At 62.5% G+C, this 18,910-nt stretch carries 16 protein-coding genes; 12 read left to right on the top strand and 4 right to left on the bottom strand.

Annotated features, from left to right (window positions below; genetic code table 11):
* Positions 1-3: 3 nt before the first annotated feature.
* Positions 4-552 carry an SAF domain-containing protein gene (locus CH278_RS00075; protein WP_230591630.1) on the bottom strand — a complete coding sequence of 183 codons (549 nt, stop codon included), beginning with the start codon at positions 550-552 and terminating at the stop codon, positions 4-6.
* Positions 553-720: 168 nt separating this feature from the next.
* Entirely contained in the window at positions 721-1,281 is a 561-nt protein-coding gene (locus CH278_RS00070; protein ID WP_139278540.1) for a hypothetical protein, read from the bottom strand.
* Between the two features lie 689 nt (positions 1,282-1,970).
* On the opposite strand from CH278_RS00070, the gene CH278_RS00065 reads away from it, so the two are divergent.
* The 10 genes from CH278_RS00065 to CH278_RS00025 all read left to right on the top strand — a co-directional run bounded on the left by CH278_RS00065 (position 1,971) and on the right by CH278_RS00025 (position 14,537).
* Positions 1,971-2,669, top strand: coding sequence for a hypothetical protein (locus tag CH278_RS00065; protein WP_015586069.1), 699 nt, complete (start codon positions 1,971-1,973; stop codon positions 2,667-2,669).
* An 877-nt stretch (positions 2,670-3,546) separates the two neighbouring features.
* Positions 3,547-4,461 (top strand): ParA family protein, encoded by a 915-nt coding sequence (locus CH278_RS00060; RefSeq protein ID WP_015586067.1) that lies wholly within the window; start codon positions 3,547-3,549, stop codon positions 4,459-4,461.
* Positions 4,458-5,177 (top strand): hypothetical protein, encoded by a 720-nt coding sequence (locus CH278_RS00055; protein WP_015586066.1) that lies wholly within the window; start codon positions 4,458-4,460, stop codon positions 5,175-5,177. Before CH278_RS00060 ends, CH278_RS00055 begins: the two co-directional genes overlap by 4 nt.
* A 460-nt stretch (positions 5,178-5,637) precedes the next feature.
* Positions 5,638-5,808, top strand: coding sequence for a hypothetical protein (locus CH278_RS27265; RefSeq protein WP_015586065.1), 171 nt, complete (start codon positions 5,638-5,640; stop codon positions 5,806-5,808).
* Between the two features lie 223 nt (positions 5,809-6,031).
* Entirely contained in the window at positions 6,032-11,404 is a 5,373-nt protein-coding gene (locus CH278_RS00050; protein ID WP_032364989.1) for a telomere-binding protein, read from the top strand.
* Positions 11,405-11,407: 3 nt separating this feature from the next.
* Positions 11,408-12,058, top strand: coding sequence for a helix-turn-helix domain-containing protein (locus CH278_RS00045; protein ID WP_015586063.1), 651 nt, complete (start codon positions 11,408-11,410; stop codon positions 12,056-12,058).
* Between the two features lie 103 nt (positions 12,059-12,161).
* Positions 12,162-12,287 carry a hypothetical protein gene (locus CH278_RS27800; RefSeq protein WP_254924250.1) on the top strand — a complete coding sequence of 42 codons (126 nt, stop codon included), beginning with the start codon at positions 12,162-12,164 and terminating at the stop codon, positions 12,285-12,287.
* Positions 12,288-12,293: 6 nt separating this feature from the next.
* The gene (locus CH278_RS00035) at positions 12,294-12,932 is read left to right on the top strand and encodes a hypothetical protein (RefSeq protein WP_015586061.1); all 639 of its coding nucleotides are present in this window, start codon (positions 12,294-12,296) and stop codon (positions 12,930-12,932) included.
* Between the two features lie 100 nt (positions 12,933-13,032).
* Complete coding sequence (locus tag CH278_RS00030) at positions 13,033-13,917, top strand: CPBP family intramembrane glutamic endopeptidase (protein WP_015586060.1); 885 nt, start codon at positions 13,033-13,035, stop codon at positions 13,915-13,917.
* Entirely contained in the window at positions 13,917-14,537 is a 621-nt protein-coding gene (locus CH278_RS00025; RefSeq protein WP_015586059.1) for a DUF2637 domain-containing protein, read from the top strand. Before CH278_RS00030 ends, CH278_RS00025 begins: the two co-directional genes overlap by 1 nt.
* A gap of 13 nt (positions 14,538-14,550) precedes the next feature.
* On the opposite strand, the gene CH278_RS00020 is transcribed toward CH278_RS00025, so the two are convergent.
* Both CH278_RS00020 and CH278_RS00015 read right to left on the bottom strand, forming a co-directional pair.
* The gene (locus tag CH278_RS00020) at positions 14,551-15,552 is read right to left on the bottom strand and encodes a hypothetical protein (protein WP_072692241.1); all 1,002 of its coding nucleotides are present in this window, start codon (positions 15,550-15,552) and stop codon (positions 14,551-14,553) included.
* 40 nt (positions 15,553-15,592) lie between these two features.
* On the bottom strand, positions 15,593-16,120 hold the full coding sequence (locus CH278_RS00015; RefSeq protein WP_015586057.1) for a hypothetical protein: 528 nt from the start codon (positions 16,118-16,120) through the stop codon (positions 15,593-15,595).
* A gap of 287 nt (positions 16,121-16,407) precedes the next feature.
* On the opposite strand from CH278_RS00015, the gene CH278_RS00010 reads away from it, so the two are divergent.
* Both CH278_RS00010 and CH278_RS00005 read left to right on the top strand, forming a co-directional pair.
* A complete protein-coding gene (locus tag CH278_RS00010; protein WP_052047799.1) occupies positions 16,408-17,331 on the top strand; it encodes a DNA processing protein DprA in 924 nt (307 codons plus the stop codon).
* Positions 17,332-17,683: 352 nt separating this feature from the next.
* Positions 17,684-18,679: a DUF4192 family protein gene (locus tag CH278_RS00005; protein WP_015586055.1), complete on the top strand. Its 996-nt coding sequence runs from the start codon at positions 17,684-17,686 to the stop codon at positions 18,677-18,679.
* Positions 18,680-18,910 lie beyond the last annotated feature (231 nt).

The following is an 18,910-nucleotide window of genomic DNA, read 5'->3' as shown; positions in this document are numbered from 1 at the left end:
GGCTCAGCGCTCCCGGGAGTCGAGGACGATGGCGACGCGGTTGGTGGCGGCTCGGGCGGCGATCCAGCTGGCCTCGTCTTTCTTGACCAGAACGTCCACTGTCGTCTGTCCGGTCTCGGGGATGTCCTTCACGGCAACGACCTGTGCGTTCGCGGTGACCGGACCCTGCACCGGGGAATCGTCTTGATCTCGGGGAGTGTCGACGATCCGGACGTTGTCGCCTGCGAGCAGTGGCTCTGCGGGAAGTTTGCCGATTGCGACGGTGATGCCGACCAAAGTGTTGTCCCCGCTGGGGATTACGGCGTTGGTGAACGACGATGGGTTCAGTGCCGATCCGCTCAGGAGCGGAACTGCTGCGCTCTGGCCCACGACCGATGCTTTGTCTGTGGCAGGAACGGTCGCGATGGTCGCATCGCTGTTGACCTCTGCGGTTTTGAGGTCGTCGGTGGTGATCGTCTCCCCCTGTGGCACGTCGCGGGCGAGCACCAGAATTGTCGTGGTGGCGCGCATGGCGTTCACCAAAAAGACCGCTCCTACGATTGCGACGGTCATCAAGGCGACTCCCGCGATCCAGTACGACCGTCGACGGCGCACTTTGGTGGTGGATACGACTTCGGTGAAGTCATGGCCCGGCTTAGGAGATGCCTCTCTTGCGCTGCGCGGCTCCCCCACTGTGGCGGTCGATGTCTTTTCTTTGAGATTGCCGAACATGGGCATAGCTCAGTCACTTTCCGTTTGTGTCGTGGCGTCGAGGCCGAGATGTGCTTTGAGGGCAGTTCCGATGAGGTGGCTGCGGGAACGGGCCTTGAACTGGTCTTTCAGTTGATCGATGATCACCCAGTCATCGGCGTACAACCCGACCGTGACTCCCTTCTTCTCCGCCTTACCCTCAGACGGCTTCCCACCTACTCCCCTGGCGCGGAACAGACCTCCGCCGACCTTGCCTCCCGGAAACAGAAGGCTTTCGAGATCGCTGTGGACATCCTCGATAGCAGTGATGACCACCTCGCCGTGGGTTCTCCCTGTCCGTTTGCTCTCCTTCGCCAGACCGTGTGCAACCCCGACAGCAAGATGAACCGTCGACGGCACAATCGTGTCGTCGTGCCCCAATTCAGCTGCACCAGAGGATGTCTCCTCCTCGTTTGAACTCAACTGCACCACCTCCGCTGACATAGCACTTATCGATCCGGCCGGCGGCGGTGGCATGAAGGCTGCCCCGAGCGACTGTCGCGCAGGCGGAGATGTCGGCACGTTCGCACTCTCAGCGCTGTCGGTCCTCACTCACGATCCTTCCGATGTCCCCGTGTACCTGAGTCGCAGGCTTGAGTGCGACGTACGAGATATACCGGGTCTCCCGGACACCGCGAACAGCGTCGATCCGAACCGAACCCTGCAAAACGAACCCCGTGTTCGTCCCGCAAGAGGACCCCATCCCCTCCCCACCAGGACAAAGGCTATCTCCACCTCAACAACAGTGGTGATCAACACGCGGTACATAACATTTCAGTAACAAGGTAGTCGATCGCGCACTCGTTCAGTTCCGAAGCAAACGCGGCGCGGCACCGACCCCTGACGGTCCGTGCCGCAAGCAATGTCCTCTGCAACTTCTACGGGCCGTTGACTGACTCTCAACCGAACTGCACTCGGCGCTGCCTCTTGACTCCAAGACAAGTTGGATTGTGATCACTGCCACGTGATCACAACACGATTTTGTTATCGTTTGACACTCATGTCGGACTGATGTGGTTCTCGTGACTCAGTGCTATTTGATTCGATGGCTTTCATGTGTGTCCACAATCTGCCGCCAATGTTTCTTCAACGCAGCGTCGTTCACCGACGATCTTGAACCGATCGCCATGCAGAGCTCACCAGGAAAACCACCACATCTACCTCTTCGGCCGTGGGCACAGTCATAGAACTGATGCCAGAGGGGTGGTGACACACCACCATTTACCTGCAACCATTGAACGATGAGCTTCTCCGACACCGCCACCGCGCCAGGCAGCGGCGTCGCAGCCCGAACGCTCGACGACCTACGATGGCACCGCGAGTTCCATCGTCAGTCCCAGTTTCGCTGGTGGGACACCGAGGCCGCGCTCGTTGCCACCGAATTCACTCGTGGACAGGACCAGTTCCACACAGTGCACGACCTGGCACAACTGGAGCGATGTCGGCTAGCGCTCGCCGACTACACCACGACCTGCCAGCGAGCCCTGGGCCGCGCCCTCAAACAGTCACAACACGTTCTCGACACGCAGAGCTGGACTTTCGCGACTGATGCGCTCCTGCTGTTGCCGTGGACATGCGAGCAGAGCAGCTACCTTGCGACCTGGGCCGACCCGCACGATCCGACAGCTCTGAGCAACCCTCAAGTCCGGCGCATTCAACGTTCCTGTGAGCGCATGATGTTCGGAAATCCCCTCATTCTTAGTTGGGAATTGAGCCACCTGTGGAGCCTCTACCGAGCCGCCGAGACACTGCTCGAAGACACCCTTGTAGATCTCACCGTTGAACTCTCAGAATCAGTCCCTGACGCCACCCTGCTGTGGGCCACCCAAATGGCGTCGAAGATCGGTCTGGAACAACGGATAGCCGAACAGCGAACGACCCGCGGAGAGCCTGGCGATCCCCGCCGCCGACTGCGTCAGAGCTATTCGGATCTACGCTGATTGGAACGCGAACAGTCCCCCGTTGACCTGGCGTCTTATGTGAAATTCGTGCCAGGCTCGCGTCGAACTACGTAGCAATCCTCGCACTCCCCTACCGATACCTCTCCCCTCAACACTTCGCTTGAGCCTTCGCGAAGCCAGCAGAGCCTGCGGATTGGGAGTCGCGGCCATGATCGCAGCTCGAATCGCACGCTGATTCGCACATATCGACGCTTTGTCGATCCGACATAACTACCCACTCTCGATCCCGTTCATCATCCCAGTGCTCTGCTCCCCTACCTCCGTTACCGTCTACCGGGCAATCATCCCAACACAATGGGCGTAGCACTTCGTAGTACTCCTCGCACAGTAAAGCGTTGGTTTCATCGCGTACTAAACCGCGTGTTTGAGGGCGTACAAATACGCTTGTTACACCGTTGTTTAATACGCGTAATACTACGCATGCAATACCGGGTAGAACTCCGCACGTCAACACGCGGGTTAAATACCGTTTTGGTCAGCACATCAATGCCCGTGTTTCTTCACGTGTTAACAAGGGTGTTGATATGCGACTTAACGTGCGTATTGGTACGCTGTTACTAGGGCGCAGCACTACATGTTTTATTGCGCGTGTTTTGCCGCGTAAGAGTGCGAGCATTGATACGCATGGTGTTACGCGACTTAGACCGTGTTGACTGACGTGCGTGACTGGGCGTACTCTCGCGCACACAACCACGCACGACAACCTGCGCATCCGCCCGCACAAGAGCGTGCGGGACAAGTCGAGCCGCTCGCACGTACCGATTCGGCACCGTGAACGCCTCCCGGTCACGCTTCTCCACGGCAGCGCTCGAATAGATGCACGCGGATCCAGGACTCTGGAAGGAAGGTTCTATCGATGGCAATATCAAATTCCCTCGCAGTCACCCAAGGTAAAGGGGGAGTGGGCAAGACGACGGTTGTTGCCAACCTCGCAGGCCTGTTCGCCGCTGCCGGCTACCGTGTTCTCGTCGGGGAGTTCGACCCTCAGGGCAACCTGGCCCGCGATTTCGGTTACGAAAAGCAGTCCGGTGAAGAACTTCTGATGTCGTTGATGTCAGGCGGACAACCCCCGATCATCAAAGACGTCCGACCCGGTCTAGACGTCATTCCCGCTGGTCCTGCGCTCGTCGACGTTGCTGGCATGATGCTCTCCAGGCTCAGCCGCGGGGGCGAATCGCTGGGGCAGATCCTCCACAAAGTCCTTGCCCCGATCGTTCCCGACTACGACATTGTTCTCTTCGATACCCCGCCAGGCGACGTGATCATCGGTGATGCGGTGCTGTACTGCACGTCGTCCGTTCTCATCCCTACTCGCGCCGACGATGGCAGCCTCGACGGCCTCGACCGCGTCGCCGAGCGCTTCGCGCGTGCCCGGGAGCACAATCCGCAACTGAGATTGGCTGGCATGCTTCTGTTTGCGGTCGGCAGTAGGTCACAACGGCTCCAGGACCAGGTGAGGGAAAGTATTACGCAAGCCATTCCTGACACCATTGCCCCCATCTTCGGCACGACAATCCGCTACATGGAGAGCGCCGCTGCCGACGCGCGGCGGCATGGGCTCCTAGCTCACGAACTCGAAGGCGCTACTGCTAGCGCAAAGAAGGCTCGGTTGAAAGCGCTGAGGGACAAGGTGAAACCACCCAGCCTTCTGCTCTCTCGGGATGCAACCGGGTTGGCGGATGACTACGAGGCCCTAGCAGCTGAGGTCTTGCAACGCTTGGCCGAGCTTGCTGCCGAAGCCGATCACGCAGAAGAGGTAGCACCCGCATGAGCACCACTGATCGCAAGAAGCGACCCAGCCTGGCGGACCAATTCGACAAGCCCGCTCCCCGTGGATCTGGCCTCGCCAACATTTTCCCTCGCAATGGAACGGGTTCCCTCGCCAGGCCTGCCGCAGTGGAACCACGCTCGACCGACGTGGCTGCCGAAAGAGCCGTCGACGAGCCGCACGTACAGGCTCCGGACGTGACATCTGCACCGGATGCTCCTGCAGCACCTGCACCAGAGCCTCCGACCGAGGTTGCTACATCTGCCTCGCCCTCCGGGGGCAGCACTGCCGCAACCGAGGACGTAGCCACCACACCCGAAACCGGGGCCGACACCGCTACAGCGGAGCCGTTGGCTGCGATTGTCGGTGATGAAGATGTGCGCCCGATCGCGGTCTACGTTCCCGCGACGGTCAAAGAGGCCTGGAAGACGCGATCTCAGCGGGAGAAGAAGTCCTACGGCGAGATCGTCGAGGATGCCTTCGCCGCGCACACCCCGGAAACCTTGGTTCGCCTCTTCGCCCCTCGCGCCGTCGAATCGCCACGCGGTGGCATGCCGCGTCTGGCCCGCCCGAAGGTCGCGAGCGGGGGAGTGGAGGTGCGTCCACATCTGTGGGTAGCCCAGACCCGATGGATAGACGAGCAGGTAGAAGCAAGTCCGCTCATCCCCTCACGAAGCGCGCTGATTGCTGCGGTCGTTGAGGACTATCTGATCTCTTGATCCGCCGGGCCAGAGCGTCTTGCTCCTGGCTCCCCACCGTGCTCCCCACCATGCTCCCCACTCCGGTGGGGAGCGTTTTTTTGCCTTTGAGCTGCCCTTATCTCCATGCTCCCCATGCTCCCCACATAAAAGAGCCAAGGTCACGCGTATATCGATGAAGGGGCTTGCGCAGCGGGTCGGTTCGACGAGCTGGGGTGTTCGTCGTGTCCGGTGCCGCAGAGACAATGTCGAGAGATTTCGCCACTTCTGTCACAGAGGTAGATCGAGACGGATCTACCTGTCATGTGTGGTGCGAGGGCGGGTACGGACGAGGTGCGGAGGAACATGTGAACGTGGCACGACAGGCAGGCGACACACCGGATGTCGCGGCCTCCCTGTTTCTGTTACCGAATCCGTTTAATGTGATCGCATGGCTGGAAGCAAACCTGGGAGAGAGTCGAAGGGCCCTCGCATACCCGCAATGGTGCGCACGCCCGACACGCAGTATGCGCATTACAAAAACGAGGCCGACGCCCTTGGCCTCGACCTCAGCGACTACTACGTCTATGTCATGGCGCTGCACCATGATCTACCCATGCCGCATTACATCCAAGATCGAATCGATCCCGCACAGTACAAGCTGGGCGCGTGATGACCTACCCCTAGACAGTGAAAAACCCCCCTCGTGCTTGGCGGCGAGAAGGGGGGTCTTCCGGATTCACAAGTGAGCGAATCGCTCCGCTCCAACCACCCACCGGGAACAACCACGAACACGACAGGAGGTGTATTGACATCATAGCTCAGTACCCCTGCCTCGCCGTGATTTGCGCTCCGAACCCAGCGCGCGTCGTACATCTACGTGTCGGCGGTGAGTCGTGACGTCACCGACTCCCAACCGCGGCCACATGTGGTCGATGGACAACATCCGTCCACGCCTCGAGCAGCTCGGCGGCTTCAAAGCCACATCGAGTACCCAGTTTCAGGCGAGATGCCCCGTTCACGACGACCGTCACGCTTCGCTGTCTGTCACCTGGACTCCGGGCCACCACGGTTCTGGAATGGTGCTGCTGCGGTGCCATGGCTGCTCAGCGACGGCCGCAGAAATCGCCGAGCGTCTCGATATCGGTGTGTCCGATCTGTTCGACGAACCCTTGCCGAGTCGGGATCCGAGCGCACCGCGTGTCGGTAGATCCCCGCAGCAACGGGCAGCGGGCAAACGACGTGGGCGTCTGGGGCGTCTGCCTGCTCGGATTGCCGGTCCGATGCCGGAGCCCGAGGTCGAGCACTCTTGGTCGGAAGTTGCGCGCTATCCCTACACCGATGCCGACAGCGTATTGGTGCAGGAGGTCATCCGCGAGGAGTGCACCTCGTGCGGCGTCAAACACAAACGATTCCGGCAGTTGTTCGTCGGTCCGAATCGCACGTACGTCAAACGTAAGCCTGCGGTGTTCACTCCGGTCCTGTTCGCGATGCCGCAGCTGCAAGCGGCGCTGTCGGCCGGCCAGCCGGTGTGGCTGCTCGAGGGCGAAAAGGATGTCGAGACCGCGATGCGTCTCGGTCTGTGCGCGACCACGAATGCCCAGGGTGGCCTGAACTTTCCGCCACAGCTCGCCGAGGTGTTCGCCGGTGCCGCAGTGCGCGTTGTGCTCGATCGTGACGCCGCAGGATACGAGCGCGGCATCGAACTGGCGTCGCTGCTCGGCGCAGTTGATGCCGAGGTACAACTGCTGCTACCCGGCACAACAGATGACAAATCAGACTTCACAGATCACGTCGAGGCCCAGCTGTGGGATCCGGACGATATGTGGAACGGGTTGATTCCCGTCCATGTCGGTGAGGTTGCGGCACATGCTGCGCTGGCCAAGCTGCGCGGCAAGGCCGCCGAGGTCGAAAAGGCGGCTCAGGAAGCGGCTGCGCGTGCCGAGCGCGGGCGAGTATCAGGTCACCAGGATGAGTGCGCAGACGAGATCCGCCTCGCTGGGCGCTGGGCCGTCGAGGCGGAGCGCCTGTTCGAGCCGTTGAGCGAAGCCGTCGATGCGGTGCGTAGTTTCGCTGCCGCTGAGGGCACGAAGTGGTCGCAAGAAGCGGTCGATGCCGCTACCGCTGTGTGGCGTACTGCCCGCACGGCTGCCCGTGCCGCACACGATATTTCGCGCACTCCGATTCCACCGCTGCTGCACGACGAGGACGAGCACGACGCGGTGCCGCCGGCGACCGGATCCAGCCACATCGACGCCGGTGAATCGACACATCCGCTCCCTGACGGACCCCGACTGCACCTGGTCGGGGCGGCCACCCGCGGCGCTCAGATATCTGCACCGACGTATCGGGTCGTAGAGGGAAGCCTCGTCGAAATCGTCACCAACCGAGATGGCGAGCAGACCGCCAAAATGGTGCTCAGCATCGATGCTCGGATCGTGGAGATGGAATACCTCGAATCGCAGGACGACGGCCTCGACGTCGACGCACCGACCCTGCTCGGACGCGAAGATATCGTCGGGCAGCGGGAAGCCAATCCGCCGTCGCCCGAACAGCTTTCCGCTGTCGTCATCGGGTACACCCATCCCGATACGGGCGAGTTCATGCGTATGCGGGTGGACGCACAGGACTATCGGGACTGCACCTGGGCGGATTCTCTTCCCGGGCCGCCGACGTACGACTCCAAACCCTCTGGAATCGCCAAACTTCGCGACGCCCTGAAAGTGGCGGGTGGAGTGACGATTGCCCGGACGGTTCGATTCCGTTCCACCGGTTGGCGTAAGGACCGAAACGACGAGTGGTTCTACGTGCACGCGGGTGGCGCTATCAGTGCTGCCGGTGCCCGTGTTGCGCCGGTTCTGCTCAGTGGACCGCTCTCGCGTTACGACCTGCCGTGCCCGATCGCCGATGCACCTCGATTGCGTGATGCCTTCATGGTCGATTCGGGATCGATGCTGACGCGTCTGCCGGTGCGAATCGCTGCTCCGTTGCTCGGGCACGTCTTTCGCGCGGCCTTGGGACCCAACCCCTGGGTTCTTTCGCTCATTGGTTCGCCCGGTTCGTACAAGACCTCGATCGCGTCGATCGCGATGCATCACTTCGGTGAGCTGTGGGATCGTCGGCGGCCGGCATCGTCGATGTCAGGTAACGGTGACACTCTCAATGCGCTTCGCATCAAACTGAATTCGTCGAAAGATGCGCTGTACTGGGCCGATGATGTCGCTCCCACACGAGACTGGGGGGCTGCACAGAAAGCGCTCGAAGAGTTCGCGCGCATGGTCCACAACGGCGAACAACGGAGCCGTTCCAGTCGCGACGGGTTGAGCATCCTCGACGGCACCGCCCCCCGATCGTCCGCGATGGTGACCTCCGAGGTCATGCCTCGACCAGGGTCCGGCGCTCAGCGCATGTTGGTGGTGCCGTTGCAGTCCGACGAGATCGAACTCGACGAGCTGATTCGACTCGACAGTGAGCAGTCTCGACATGGACGCGCCCTGCTGATGGCCTCGTTCCTGCAGTGGTTGTGCCCCCGCCTCGAGGAACTGCGGGAAAAGGTCTTCAACGAGGGCGCGCACTACGCCGAGGGCTTACGTGAGCAGGGTGAGACCGTGCGCCAGGCCGAAGCGGTCGGTGCAGTGTGGGCAGGGTGGCAGGCGTTCACCGCTTTTCTGCTCGATGTCGGCGCGCTCGATGCCGATGAGGTCGAGCAAGTTCTCGACGTCGTCGACGGCGGATTGCACGACGCGGTCGTCGCTGCGGCCGATCCCGATCTGCCTTCACGTACCGGGGCGCGGGTGCGCGAGCTCCTTGCGCACGCACTGCGTACCGGGTTGGCCTACGTCGACGACGTTCGTACCGGTGAAGCACCCGACCGCCCGCTCGCCGGCCGGTTGGGGTGGCGACGGACGTTGGTCTCGGACTATCAGGACGTCAAGAAGTACCGCGAAGACGCACGCGGGATCCGGTTGGGGTACGTGCTCACCGACCCCGGACCACGCGACGGTGAAGCGCAGCTGTTGATCGAATCGACTGCCCTCGAACAGGTTCTGAAAGCCGCGGCATCGACGATGTCCGATGCTCCACAGATCGATCGAGGCACGGCGCTGCGGGCCCTCTACGACGAGGGAGTTCTGATCGCCGAGGAACGCGCAGGCAAGACACCCCGTTACACCGTCCAACGCACCATCCATTGTGAGGAACGGCGGCAGCGGATGACCGCTCTCCGTCTGTGGGCGATCCTCGGCGACGGCCCCGACGACGGTCAGATCGGCATCTTCGACGCTGATGGCGGACCCGACGATGCACCGGACGGTACGACACCGAGCGACGTTCCGGGTTCGACCTCCGCAGTGGCCGACCTCGCGACGTTGTTCTCGGTATCGAACAGCGACACCTCATCGACGACGGGCAGCTCTCGTGCCAACGACGCGGAAGCTACGTCTGACAACTCCGAACAGGAGGACATTCCAGTGGGAAGCTACCCCGATGCCGAGGGCCATATCGCTGTGGCAGAACATATTTCGCCGAGCGTCCCGTGCGTGAAGTGCGGAGTGGGCTCGGGCCTTCGCTTCGATGGCCACGTTCTGCACGCGCAGTGCTGGTTCGGAAGCACAGCTGCCTCCCGCGCTGCACTGGTTGCCGATACCGCAGCCGCAGCGAAGCCGCCTGCACCCGCCTCCACTGGCCCGCGGCCGTCGAACGAACCTGCTCGTCGAGCTGCTTCCGAGGCCGCCGAGTCGAGTGCTCCTACGGTTGCGCAACCCAGTGCGCCGCTCGAGACCACGCAGCCTCGGCGTTCAGCTCCCGCGAAGACCGCGGCCAACCCGTTCGCTGCCCCTGCCGCCGTCCTGGACGTCGATGGCATTTGGATGCCCGACGGAAGTCGAATCAATTTGCCACAGAACATCTCTCACGTCGGTCATGTCGCCGCGCTGGTGCAGGAGCTGCGTCTGGGCACTCAGACTTCGTCGTGGCAGAGCGAACCGGGACAGATCTGGGTGACCGCGGCGATGACCGAGAAGTTCGGGGTGGATCTGAGCACGCTGAGCGACGATCCGTCGCAGCGACGCAAAGACGTCGGCGAGGCCACTGCCGGCACAGCGTTCGTCACAGATGCAATCGCCGACGGTTGGACCCTGGGCAAGCCCGGTGACCGGCTCGGTGCGTGGACCCGTGTGTGGCGCACCCAGGGCGAGCACCGCGGTGTGTGGGTCGTCCTGGCTGCCGGCATGAACGCCGATCCACGCGATATCCCTATTCTCGGAGACCGACCGTCCCCGAGCAAACTCGCGCGTCGATTGTCGCTGTTCGCCAGCGCGTTGAAGATGCCGTGGGTGATCACCCCGCAGTCCACAGGTTTCGACCTGATGATCTCGACTCGATTCAAGGACCGCGAGCGGATGTTCGGGGCACAGACTCCCGTCGGCCCGGCCACCATCAGCTCCCTCGAGGACGATTACGCATGGTCCCGCAAACCGACCAGCGACGAGACATCGATGATCTACGTCCACGCGTACGACCGAGGAGGCTCGCATGCTGCGGGAATCGCCGGTTTGGAGATGCCGATCGGATCGGCCACTCATCATCCAGACGGGCGAGCGTTCGACAAGAAGCTGCCGGGCTATTGGCGGGTAGAGGTTCCCGAGGCAGGGGACTGGCGCATCCCACATCCATTGATGCCTCTCGGCGGCCGGCCGGGCCTGCTGTGGGTGACCACACCGAGTCTGCAGGTCGCCGGAGAACTCGGCTACGAGCTCGAACCTGTCGAGGCCTACGTGTGGAACGAACATGGCCGAGTACTCGATCCGTGGTACGAGCGAATCCGGGACGCACGAACAGCTTTGGACGTCGACGACGTCGACGCTCAGTTGGCCAGAGATCTGCTCAAGGGCGTCTACACGCGCACGATCGGCCAGATGGGGTCCTCGGTTCATATGACCGGACGAGCAGGTTTCTCGCCTGAGCGACGCCATCACATCATCGCCAAAGCGCGGGCGAACATCACTCGTCGCATCGTCAAGATCGGCACCGTCTCCGACCGGTGGCCGGTGGCCATCACGAACGACACGGTTCTCTACACCAGCAACGATCCGGATCCGATCGCGTCCTGGCCTGGGGAGGACAAGCAGCTCGGTCGAGGGTTCGGCCAATACAAGTGGGAGGGCTCCGCTCGACTCGGCGATCATCTCGAGTTCCTCGTCGGTGGCCGCTACAAGGGCAAGGAAGCGCTGACGATGAACTGGGATGCCACGACAGGCAAGGGGGAATAGCCAATGGCCGGGCGCAAGCATGCTGGCTTCAAAGAGAACCTGGAAGCAGACGAACGCCGACGCAGCTCACTGTTCCAGGGCTTGACGGGCAGGCGTGGTGCCGATGTCTCCGGCAAGGCCGGCACCACCCCTGACATGCGTGGGATGCTCCTCGCCGCGTACGGCCCGGGCACTCGGGGCGGGGTGAACACTGCCGCAGCTGCGCGCGATCTCGGAGTCTCACGTCGTACGGTGGAACGCTGGGTTGCCGCCGAGGGACGCCAGCGAATCTCGAAGCCGAAGGCCGAGACTCTGAGCAAGCTCACCACCAAGTCGCGGCAGGCAGCGACGACGCAACAGGGCCGGCGCGCCGCCATCAAAGCTGTCCGAGAGAGCAAACAGGGCAAGTCGATCGCCAAATACGGTGCGCGCGTACAGATCAAGGGCCGACAAGGCGTCGCCGGTGGGGGAGGGTTCTACATTCGCAATCGTTCCATCCAGATCCCCCCGGATCAGAGTGGTATGTCGCCATCCGATGTCGAGTCGATGTGGTCGGCGTACGAACGCGGCGGCGACAAAGCGCTCTCGAAGTGGCTCAGCGGCTACGCCAGCGATCGGTACGTCGACGGATGGACCTTCGAGAGCATCGACAACATCTCCATCGACCCGGTCTGACCATAAGAGTCTGCGAGTTCAGGTGTTCGGAGTGTCCGGTGCAACCGCTACGGTATCGGTGGAATCGCGCACGGCAGCGCTCTGCAGGAGGGATCAGAAAGACATGTTCGAGACCAAGTCTCAGCAGTGGAAGACCCGCGTCGTTTCTGCGTTGGCGGGTCTGATCCTCGTCAGCATGGCTGTGCAGGCCAAAATGGGATACGGCGTCTTTCTCGGACCACTCCATTAGAGCGACATGAACCCGAAGCGGCCGCGGTGGACCAAACGACAGCTCGAGGTCGCATTCACCGCGTGCTACGGCCCCTTGGTCAACGGTGGTGTCGATATCGACTATGTCGCAGCGGCATTCGGGGTGACTCGCCGTACCGTTCAGCGTTGGCTGCAGGGCTCACCTCGCGCTCGAGCGGCCATTCCCGTCCGCCGGTTGCAGCAACTTCAATTTCCCCTTCCTGAAATCCGACGTGTCGAACAGCAGACCCTCGACAATGCACGAACTGTCTTGACCGGGCTCGATCTTCCCCGTGGCCGCGGTGTCCGCAAGGAATGGCGAGAGCGACGATGGCTGGACCCCCATGTCGTGGCGATCCTCCGTCCCCACGGCTCTCCGGACCTGCGGCAGGTAGCGATCGCCAGAGGCGCACCACGCCCCGTCGCGGCACTACATAAGCGGGGCCCGCTCGATGACTTCGTCACCGTTCCCACCCGTTTCCACGCCGACGCCCTCGTCGGTGAACTGCTCGACCGCGTCGGCCCATGGCGGCTCTATCCGGACGACCGTGTCGTCGAGCTCGGCCGAACCCGCGTGTGGGCCGCATGGGCACCACCGATCGACCTACCCGCTATTGCCCGCGGTGCGGGCCTACTCGACAACTGATCAGCCTCGACCGCCGTACCCACGCTCAGTACTCGTATCCGCACCCATGACTGTCCAGTGTCGCCGCGACGAGAGAATGTCAAAGAAAGAGTGAATCGCGATGAATCGCAACAACAACTGGAACTCAAGCCTGTATATCGCTGCTGTTCCGCTCGGGCTTGCTGCCGCCTACCTAGTCGTGTGTTGGCCTTTCGAGGCATTAGTCTCGGTTCAGAGGCATCTCGGTACCGGATCCGAGGTAGTCACCGAGTCGACCCCGCCGACGATGCCCGGCGCTCAAATTGGCTTCCTAATTCTCTTCTTCGCCGCAGTTGCCGGTCTCGCTCTCGTCGCGGCGGTGCGCCGGTTCATCGAACCGAACGAGACCGAACCGAACAGCTTCCCTGGGACGTGGCGAGCGCGGACGCTGATGAGTGCAGGATTGTTCCCCATCGGCCTGTGCATGGCCTCGTTGCTGTCCCCCGAGGATGCCGAAAACCTTTCGCGCACCAGTGACTACGGCAACCCGGCACAATGGTGGAACAGTGCGCACCTTCTCGTCGCCGGCTTGGCCGAGGAACCGTTCTTCAGTGCGCTTCCGGTCTTGTTGCTCTTCGGGGTCGTCGGACTGGTCTGGCGCGTCCAGCCGTGGATGCTCGGCATCGTCATCGCGAGCTCAGCTCTGTTTCGAGCCTCCATCCATCTGTACCAGGGAACAGGGCAAGCGTTGTCGGCGTTCGTATGGGGCGCTGTGGCCGTCTACGTCTACTATCGACTCCGCAGTCTCACGGGACTCGTTCTGGCCCATACAGCTTGGAATGCATTCGTCATTGCGAACAATGGTGACTACACCGCGGCTCAGATAGTGATCGGCGGGTGTATCGCATTCACCGCCCTGTGGTCGATTTACCGACTGTCGAACACACCCACCCTCAAGCACGCCGATCTAGCACGCCCGACGGCAGCGGCCGGCCACTTTTCGATCACCACCAGCGAAGGACATTGATGAGGAATCTGACAACCATCAAACGTTGCGCGGTGATCGGCAATGCGGTGATCGGTATCAGCGCCTTCACAAAGAGCGGAATATCGTTGTGGCAGCTCGCTACTGCCAGCGGATACCCGGCAACACTGGGATGGGTTCTGCCACTGGTGCTCGACGGAATGGTAATCCTCGCAACACTCATGCTCGTCGTCGACGCCTCACACCGCTGGTTCGCGTGGGCCTTGCTGATTCTCGGGTCGATCGCATCGACGGCCGGCAACATCGTGCACGTCTCGATGGTGGACTACAGCTCGACCTTCACCGTGGCCGCGCTGGCCGCTGCTGCGCCGCCGCTGGTGCTGCTGGTCACCACGCACCTGATGATCCAGCTGGTCCGACTCGAAGCATCAGCTGTAGACGACAGCACCGACCAGCGTCACTCGGCCCCGAACAGCTCCACAGAGGCCGAAACAGCCGTTCTGTGTGTCCACGTCCTGAAACTGGCCAGCGAAGGCCACGAGCACGCTGCAGTGGCCACCAAGACCGGGCTACCCATTGAGGTCGTCGACGCAGTCATCGCAGCCGCCGAGGACGAACTCCAGATCGGCTCTGAGGAGGATCGATACCTCGCCCCGGCATGAGTTCCCCGTCGGTCTACTTCATTCGCGAGCTCAGTTCGTCGAAGAATGCTGCGAGCATCGACGGCGCGTCGGGGCTCTCGAACTCTTTGCCCCCGAACCGATAGACCTCGTATCCCGCTAGCCGGAGACGTCGGTCTTCGGTGACCATCTCGGCGTACAGCTGCGTGCTGGCGCGGCCGTCTTCGTTGGCGTAGTGCTGACGACCGTCGACCTCGATGACGACGCGTTTTCTTGCACTGAAGAGCAGCAAGAAGTCCATGCGTTGGCGTTCGAGGGGACTGCTGCCCTTGCGTTGATACTTGGTGTACGGGTCGTAGTGGAGGTAGACCTGCGGGATCAGAGCGGGAATACCGAAGCCGTGCTCTCCGTATCGACGTGAGTAGACGTCCAAGACCATCCGCTCGGGTTCGTTCTTACCGAGGCTCTCTCGCAGCCGTTTGTACAGTGACCGCCCGACATCGCGATCGTCCGTGTCTGCCATTGCTTGGTGCTCACGCCACCACTGAATCAGCTCCTGAAAGGACAGGCCGGCCTCGGTTATCGGTCTGTCGTAGACCAGGCAGAACTCAGCATTCTTGGTGATCAGGATGTCGTTGCTGACCGCGTCGCGGAGCACCATCTCCGGTTTGGGACCATTGGCCGCGAAAATGAGGTTCTTTGCGGGAGAATCGACACCGCTGGAGCCCTTTTCGTACTCTGCGATCAGCACCGCGAGCCCGTGGTCCGCGACGTCGCATTCTGCAAGCACGCGACGCGCCAGTGCGACGAGCTGGGGGATCTCGAATCCTACGAGGTAACCATCGATCAGCGACCGCTTGGTGTCGGCCTCAACCGGGGTACCTGTACCTGCCCACGTCAGGTCGAGTTCGTCGGGTAGGACCACTTCGAGGGCGGCTCGCGAGAACCCATAGATCAAGGTGTCCTCGATCGCCGACCTGAGCGTTCTGGTCGACACGATCACCCGTCGCGGCGGCTCCTCCGAGAGGCCGGCCGCAAGTGAATCCCAGAAGCTCATCGGTCAGAGGCTCCGCGGGCGGCCATGTTGAGCGGAGCGCTTACCGGCGTCGATGGCCTGGATCCAAACGAACTTCGGCGAGAATCGCCCAGAGCTTGGCGTCGTCGCCGTCGTCTCGGTGATCGGCGATGGCCTGCACGAGGGTGTTGATGACCTCACGAGAGCGTGGATTGAATCCGGCAGCTCGCGCACCAGCCCAGGCCAGGGGGTCGTCGACCACCTTGTCGAGCCTGTCGAGGGCGTGGATACACAGGTCGTGGAACTTGCCGGCACGTTTGTATTGGGCGTCGTCGAGTTCGCCGGTATCGAGCGCTGCTGCTGCTTGCTCGACGTAGACATCGATGATCGCGTTTGCGCGATCGTTGAGCTGCGGATCGAAAGTGAGGGTGTTCCAGAATGCACGCCAATTGGCTGTATCGCCGGCGGTGTTCGAGCGCGGCAGGAGGTTGTCACGAATGATCGCAGCCAGTTCCGGGTCCGTCAGTTCGCTGATCGCTCGGGCGTCGGCGGAATTCGAGGGGAGCGGGGCCGGCGTCTTGCTTCGACGCCATGGCTCGGGCTCGGTCATGTGTGCAGCTTCCCTCTCGAACGTCGCGGTTGGTGCGTTTTTCGTCGGCGGCCCGTGAGATCTGCTCCGGTATTTGTATCACTCGAACAGGACACTTCGGTCTGCTCTTTTGGCCGCTTCGTGAACTTACCGCCCGGCGCACCCGCTGTCCCCGGCACCGGGTGCGCCGGGGACATTTTCGCTTGTCAGGTGCTGTTTTTGTCGGTGTGTCGGGGTAGGTTCGAGTTGTTCTGTTGATCGGGCGGACTGACCATCTGCCCTTGTGTTAGCCCTGGGAGGGTTTCGTCGTGAGCGGTGTGTCGAGCGAGAACGCGGTGTCGGGTAGCGAGATGGTGTGGCGTGAGCGTGTTGCGTGGGCGTATCTCGCTCACGTGGCGCGGGGGCAGGGCTCGTTGGTGCATCTGGCGGTGTCCTTATCGGGCGTGGAGGCTGCAGCCGAGGCTGTGCGGCATCGGGAGGTGTCGGAGGACTTGTTGCGTGCGACGGCTCGCTCGTGGGACTACTCAGGTGCCGAGGCAGACCTCGAGACGGCGGCAACGCTGGGAGCACGATTGGTCACTCCTGCGGACGCTGAGTGGCCGCAGCGGCTGCGGATGGCCGGATGGCTGGAGGGATCGACTCCGGTCGCTCTGTGGGTTCGTGGACAGGGCGCGCTGCCCGGTGCTGATGTGTCGGCGGTGGCGCTCACCGGCACCCGGGCTGCGACCGCTTACGGCGAGCATGTCGCGTCGGAATTTGCCGGGGATCTGGCGATGCGTGGGGTGGCGGTCCTGTCGGGCAGCGGGTTCGGGATCGAGGGAGCGGTGTTGCGGGCAGCGTTGGGGGTCGGTGCAGGACCGGTAGCGGTAATGCCGTGCGGCTTGGATCGGGCGTATCCGTCCGGTCACGCTCGGTTGCTCGAGCGCGTCGCGGAACAGGGTGTGGTGGTGAGCGAGTACTCGTTCGGTGCAGAGCCTCGACGAGAACGATTCAACGGGAGTGGCGCGCTGCTGGCGGCTCTCTCCGATGCGGTAGTGGTGCCCGAGGCCGGGTCACGCGGACGTGCACTGTCTGTGGCCAGGGAAGTGCACAGGCTCGGGCGGGCGGTGTACGCGGTACCAGGGCCGGTCACCTCCGCAGCGTCGAACGGATGCCATACGTTGATCATCGACGGTGTGGCGCGTCTTGCAATGTCGGCTGCTGGCGTGTGTGCTGATCCGAACGTCTCCTGATCGGCTCGACACCGATCCGAAAGTGTGGTCGGGTATGGACGTGAGCCCTAGATGGGCCTCGGAAGCCGACTCCGCTCCCGAGGAGTTAGAGCGAGAGCCTTTGTCGCTCTGATCCTTTCGCTTCTCCCTAGACGTTCGACAACAGGCTCGCCCAGCGAAACACATGGGCGGGCCTGTTGTCTTTCCCCACCGAGCCCCGGCGCACTCGGTGCGGTCCCCGGCACCGAGTGCGCCGGGGACCAAATGTGTTGCGCGTGAGCCGTTCTTGTCGGTGGTCTCGGCTAGATTGTGGGTGTTCTGTTGATCGGGCGGACTGACCATCTGCCCCTGTGCCCTGAAAGGGGTTTGTCCGATGTCCTCTGTTTTTCGTATCTCCTCACCCGCTGATGCTGTTGCCGTGGCCGTGATGCTGGTCCGCTACGTTCCCGAGAACGAAATGGTGGTGTTCACCCCAAACTCGACAGGCGGGGCCGTCATGGCCTGCCCGCTGGGGGAGGAAGCGCCGATCGGTGGTGCCCCGTTGCTGGTGCCCAGCGGTCACCCCGTGCGTGATCTATCCGGACCGCGCGTGGTGGTCGTGTTCGGCAGTGACACACACGCCGATGCGGCATCGATGGCCGTTCTCCACGAGTTCTCGGGCGATGACGTTGCTGTGTTCCAGTTCCACGAGGGACGTGCGCGCCGCTACTTGATGAACGGGGTACTGGCGGGACCGCACGAGGTCGGCGAGGCGGTCGACCTGACGGCTCACCCCTACGTGGTCGGAGCGTTGCTCGAGGGGCAGGTACGTCTGGCCTCTCGCGCCCAAATCCGCGCGGGCTTCGTTGCCGAACAGTTCGGTGCCGAACGCGCCGCGAGTGTGGTGGACATGATGCGGGCTGCACGCGGGGCGTTCCCGGCAGTAGGGCCGATCTCGGCCGCAGAGACCATCCACCGCGAGGTACTCGCCGGGTATCTCGATTCAGGCAACCGCGGAATCGAGATATCGGATTACCACGCTGCGATGCTCGCAGCCGCCGCCTCTGACGTGCGCGTGCGCGATGTGCTGTTCGTTCACTTCACCGAAGCCAACGCCGCAGTCCTCGGCGAACTGTGGCGGCAGGTTGGCGCGGTGTTGCCCGCCAGCGAGGCAGGCCCCGCCTTCGTCCTCGCTTCGCTGAGTTACTGGATCGGACGGGAGGCGGTGCCGGCGCGGGAGGCAATGAACGTTGCCCGTGGGCTCGCCCCCGATCATTCCTTGGGGCAGCTGCTCGAACGCGCATACAACGCGGGAATCAACCCGGCGCTGTGGGAGCAGATTCGGCCCGCTGCGCTCGATGCAGAATCCGAGCGATCCCGTAACGAATGACTTGAATGCGATTGATCCGAAACCGGTTTCGCTGAATACACCATGCATCGGCGAGCCGGTTTCGGTTCGACCGCCCTCGAAAAATTCTCGATTGCAAATTGCAAATTGAGCGCGATCGAATAACAGATGCAACCGCGAAGGCGCGCAGCGCTTCGACCGAGTCCGCGAGTTCTTCGGAACGGCTTGCCGTTTCGCCTGCAGCGGCGGGCGCGCAGCGCCCAGCCCCAGCCC

It is taken from the genome of Rhodococcus sp. 05-2254-5, from assembly GCF_002258575.1.
Taxonomy (GTDB): domain Bacteria; phylum Actinomycetota; class Actinomycetes; order Mycobacteriales; family Mycobacteriaceae; genus Rhodococcoides; species Rhodococcoides fascians.
Note: the sequence above shows the minus strand (reverse complement) of the source record. Positions and strands in the feature narration are given on the sequence as shown.

Bases quoted from the DNA above. Each gene is read 5' to 3' on its own strand.
- CH278_RS00075 (WP_230591630.1), bottom strand. From the start codon at position 552: ATGACCGTCGCAATCGTAGGAGCGGTCTTTTTGGTGAACGCCATGCGC.
- CH278_RS00065 (WP_015586069.1), top strand. From the start codon at position 1,971: ATGAGCTTCTCCGACACCGCCACCGCGCCAGGCAGCGGCGTCGCAGCC.
- CH278_RS00060 (WP_015586067.1), top strand. From the start codon at position 3,547: ATGGCAATATCAAATTCCCTCGCAGTCACCCAAGGTAAAGGGGGAGTG.
- CH278_RS00055 (WP_015586066.1), top strand. From the start codon at position 4,458: ATGAGCACCACTGATCGCAAGAAGCGACCCAGCCTGGCGGACCAATTC.
- CH278_RS27265 (WP_015586065.1), top strand. From the start codon at position 5,638: ATGGTGCGCACGCCCGACACGCAGTATGCGCATTACAAAAACGAGGCC.
- CH278_RS00045 (WP_015586063.1), top strand. From the start codon at position 11,408: ATGGCCGGGCGCAAGCATGCTGGCTTCAAAGAGAACCTGGAAGCAGAC.
- CH278_RS27800 (WP_254924250.1), top strand. From the start codon at position 12,162: ATGTTCGAGACCAAGTCTCAGCAGTGGAAGACCCGCGTCGTTTCTGCG.
- CH278_RS00035 (WP_015586061.1), top strand. From the start codon at position 12,294: ATGAACCCGAAGCGGCCGCGGTGGACCAAACGACAGCTCGAGGTCGCA.
- CH278_RS00030 (WP_015586060.1), top strand. From the start codon at position 13,033: ATGAATCGCAACAACAACTGGAACTCAAGCCTGTATATCGCTGCTGTT.
- CH278_RS00025 (WP_015586059.1), top strand. From the start codon at position 13,917: ATGAGGAATCTGACAACCATCAAACGTTGCGCGGTGATCGGCAATGCG.
- CH278_RS00020 (WP_072692241.1), bottom strand. From the start codon at position 15,552: ATGAGCTTCTGGGATTCACTTGCGGCCGGCCTCTCGGAGGAGCCGCCG.
- CH278_RS00015 (WP_015586057.1), bottom strand. From the start codon at position 16,120: ATGACCGAGCCCGAGCCATGGCGTCGAAGCAAGACGCCGGCCCCGCTC.
- CH278_RS00005 (WP_015586055.1), top strand. From the start codon at position 17,684: ATGTCCTCTGTTTTTCGTATCTCCTCACCCGCTGATGCTGTTGCCGTG.